The organism is Streptomyces sp. UNOC14_S4 (assembly GCF_020740835.1).
GTDB lineage: Bacteria > Actinomycetota > Actinomycetes > Streptomycetales > Streptomycetaceae > Streptomyces.
Genome location: NZ_JAINFC010000691.1, coordinates 1 through 3101, shown reverse-complemented (window position 1 = coordinate 3101; position 3101 = coordinate 1). Strand labels below are relative to the sequence as shown.

2 protein-coding genes and 2 pseudogenes are annotated in these 3101 nt (G+C 73.4%); all 4 read left to right on the top strand.

From position 1 onward, the window contains the following. Positions 1-422: pseudogene (locus tag K6I34_RS34390) on the top strand (L-aspartate oxidase); the annotation flags it as partial. Next, positions 419-1426 (top strand): carboxylating nicotinate-nucleotide diphosphorylase, encoded by a 1008-nt coding sequence (gene nadC / locus K6I34_RS34385; protein WP_229331964.1) that lies wholly within the window; start codon positions 419-421, stop codon positions 1424-1426. The pseudogene K6I34_RS34390 and the gene nadC, both read left to right, overlap by 4 nt. Further along, positions 1426-2223 (top strand): type III pantothenate kinase, encoded by a 798-nt coding sequence (locus tag K6I34_RS34380; RefSeq protein WP_229331963.1) that lies wholly within the window; start codon positions 1426-1428, stop codon positions 2221-2223. The genes nadC and K6I34_RS34380 overlap by 1 nt, the downstream gene beginning before the upstream one ends. 409 nt (positions 2224-2632) lie before the next feature. Next, a pseudogene (locus tag K6I34_RS34375) lies at positions 2633-3101 on the top strand (hypothetical protein); the annotation flags it as partial.

Genomic DNA, 3101 nt, shown 5'->3' with positions numbered 1-3101 from the left:
CCCCCGAGGCCCGCTTCGCCATCCAGCGCATCATGACCACCGGCGCCGGAGTGCTGCGTTCCGCCGAGAGCCTCGCGCAAGCCGCCGCCGGGCTGGACCGGTTGCGCGCCGCGGCCACCGACGCCCTGGAGGCCGACGGGAAGACCGCCGAGCCCGGCACCGAGAGCTGGGAGGCCACCAACCTCTGGCTCGTCGCCCGCGTCCTGGTCGCCGCCGCCCTGCGCCGCGAGGAGACCCGCGGCTGCCACTGGCGCGAGGACTTCCCCGACCGCGCCGACACCACGTGGCGCCGTCATCTCCTGGTCTCCCTGCGCCCCGACCGTACGCTCGAGGTCGTCGGCACGGATTCCGCGGCCTTCCCCGCGGAGATCCCGCAAGCCGTTCCGACCCCCGCACCCGCCGTTCTCAAGGAGACCCCGTGAGCACCACCGACGACCTTCCCGTCCACCAGATCGGCCTGTCCGAGGAGGAGACCGTCGAGGGCTGCGGCGACGGCTGTGGCTGCGGCGAGTCGTTCGAGTCGGACATCCCCGAGTGCGGCCTCGACCCCGACCTCGCCGCGCTCCTGGAGGCGGCCGGGCTCGACCCGATCCAGATCGAGGACATCGCCCACCTCGCCATCGAGGAGGACCTCGACGGCGGCGAGGACATCACCAGCGTCGCCACCATCCCCGAGGACGCCCGCGCCACCGGTGACTTCACCGCCCGCGAGGACGGCACCGTCGCGGGCCTGCGGATCGCCGAGGCCGTCCTCTCCGTCGTCTGCACCGAGGACTTCGAGGTCGAGCGGCACGCCGAGGACGGCGACCGGGTGTCCGCCGGCCAGAAGCTGCTGACCGTGCGCACCCGCACCCGCGACCTGCTCACCGCCGAGCGCAGCGCCCTCAACCTGCTCTGCAGGCTGTCCGGCATCGCCACCGCCACCCGCGAGTGGGCCGACATCCTCAAGGGCACCAAGGCCGCCGTCCGCGACACCCGCAAGACCACCGTCGGCCTGCGCGCCCTGGAGAAGTACGCGGTCCGCTGCGGCGACGGCGTCAACCACCGCATGTCCCTGTCGGACGCGGCCCTCGTCAAGGACAACCACGTGGTCGCCGCTGGCGGCGTCGCCGCCGCCTTCCGGGCCGTGCGCGAGCGCCACCCCGACGTGCCGATCGAGGTCGAGGTCGACCGCATCGACCAGATCACCGAGGTCCTCGCCGAGGGCGCCGACCTCATCCTGCTCGACAACTTCACCGTCGAGCAGACCCGCGAGGCCGTCGAACTCGTCGCGGGCCGCGCCATGCTGGAGTCCTCCGGCCGCCTCACCCTCGCGGGCGCCCGCGCGTACGCGGAGACCGGCGTCGACTACCTCGCGGTCGGCGCGCTCACCCACTCCTCCCCGATCCTCGACATCGGCCTGGACCTCAGGGAAGAGACCGCCTGATGCTGCTCACCATCGATGTCGGCAACACCCATACCGTCCTCGGCCTGTTCGACGGCGAGGACATCGTCGAGCACTGGCGGGTCTCGACCGACCCCCGCCGCACCGCCGACGAACTGGCCGTCCTGCTCCAGGGCCTGATGGGCATGCACCCACTGCTCGGCGACGAGCTGGGTGACGGCATCGACGGCATCGCGATCTGCTCCACGGTCCCCGCCGTGCTGCACGAGCTCCGCGAGGTCACCCGCCGCTACTACGGCGACGTGCCCGCGGTGCTCGTCGAGCCCGGTGTGAAGACCGGGGTGCCGATCCTGATGGACAACCCCAAGGAGGTCGGCGCCGACCGCATCGTCAACGCCGTCGCCGCCGTCGAGCTCTACGGCGGCCCGTGCATCGTCGTCGACTTCGGCACGGCCACCACCTTCGACGCGGTCAGCGCGCGGGGGGAGTACGCGGGCGGGGTGATCGCCCCCGGTATCGAGATCTCCGTGGAGGCCCTGGGCGTCAAGGGTGCCCAGCTCCGCAAGATCGAGCTGGCCCGGCCGCGCAGCGTCATCGGCAAGAACACGGTCGAGGCCATGCAGTCCGGCATCCTCTACGGCTTCGCGGGCCAGGTCGACGGGGTCGTCGCCCGGATGGCCCGCGAGCTGTCCGACGACCCGGACGAGGTCACCGTCATCGCGACCGGCGGGCTCTCCCCGCTGGTCCTCGGCGAGGCGACGGCCATCGACGAACACGAGCCGTGGCTGACGCTCATCGGCCTGCGGCTGGTCTACGAGCGCAACGTCGCCCGGCTGTAGCGGGCGACCCGTCGGCGGGGCGCGCCCCGTAAGGGGCGCGGGGAACTGCGCGACCAGCCAGAGCGGACCCGCGGCCGCGCGTCCAGCGCAAGAGGCACCCCGGCAGGCGCATCCGGGCCGCCGTCCAGCGGCCGCGCGTCCAGCGCAAGAGGCACCCCGGCAGGCGCATCCGGGCCGCCGTCCAGCGGCCGCGCGTCCAGCGCAAGAGGCACCCCGGCAGGCGCATCCGGGCCGCCGTCCAGCGGCCGCGCGTCCAGCGCAAGAGGCACCCCGGCAGGCGCAACCGGACAACCAAGCCGCACCCGAACCGCGAAGCTCCCGGCCAGGGAAACGCAACCAAGCGCCCGTTCTCCATGTCTGTCACCTGCGAAGCATGATCGTGCAGATGACGGGCGTGGAGCGTAGGCACATGAAGTGGATGACGCGGCAGCACCTGGCAATCGCCGCCACCGCGGCAGCGGCCGGGTTCGCCGTGACGACGGCCCACCCCGCTTCGGCCGCTTCCGCCGCTCCCGTCGGCGCGTCGTCACGCGCCGACTATCAGGCCGTCGCCCACCCCGTCGTCGGCCGCGTCGGCCAGACCGTCGAGGTCGAACTGGGGGTCAGGAACGGCGGCCCGGGCGGCATCGTCGCCCGTGGTGGCCACGGCGCGGGTACGGCGGGTACGTACGAGGTGATCCCGCCCGAGGGCACCACCATCACCGCCGCCCGCCCGGCCGAGGGCAACCGGCAGCCGTGCGTGGCGAAGACGACGCCCGGCGGCCCCGCCGCGTACGTGTGCTCGATCGGCGCGGACTTCCCCGCCGGGGACGAGGAGACGCTGCGCTTCCAGGTCCGCATCGACCGGAAGGTCGACGGCGCCCGGGGCCGGGTCAGCG

Bases quoted from the DNA above. Each gene is read 5' to 3' on its own strand.
- K6I34_RS34380 (WP_229331963.1), top strand. From the start codon at position 1,426: ATGCTGCTCACCATCGATGTCGGCAACACCCATACCGTCCTCGGCCTG.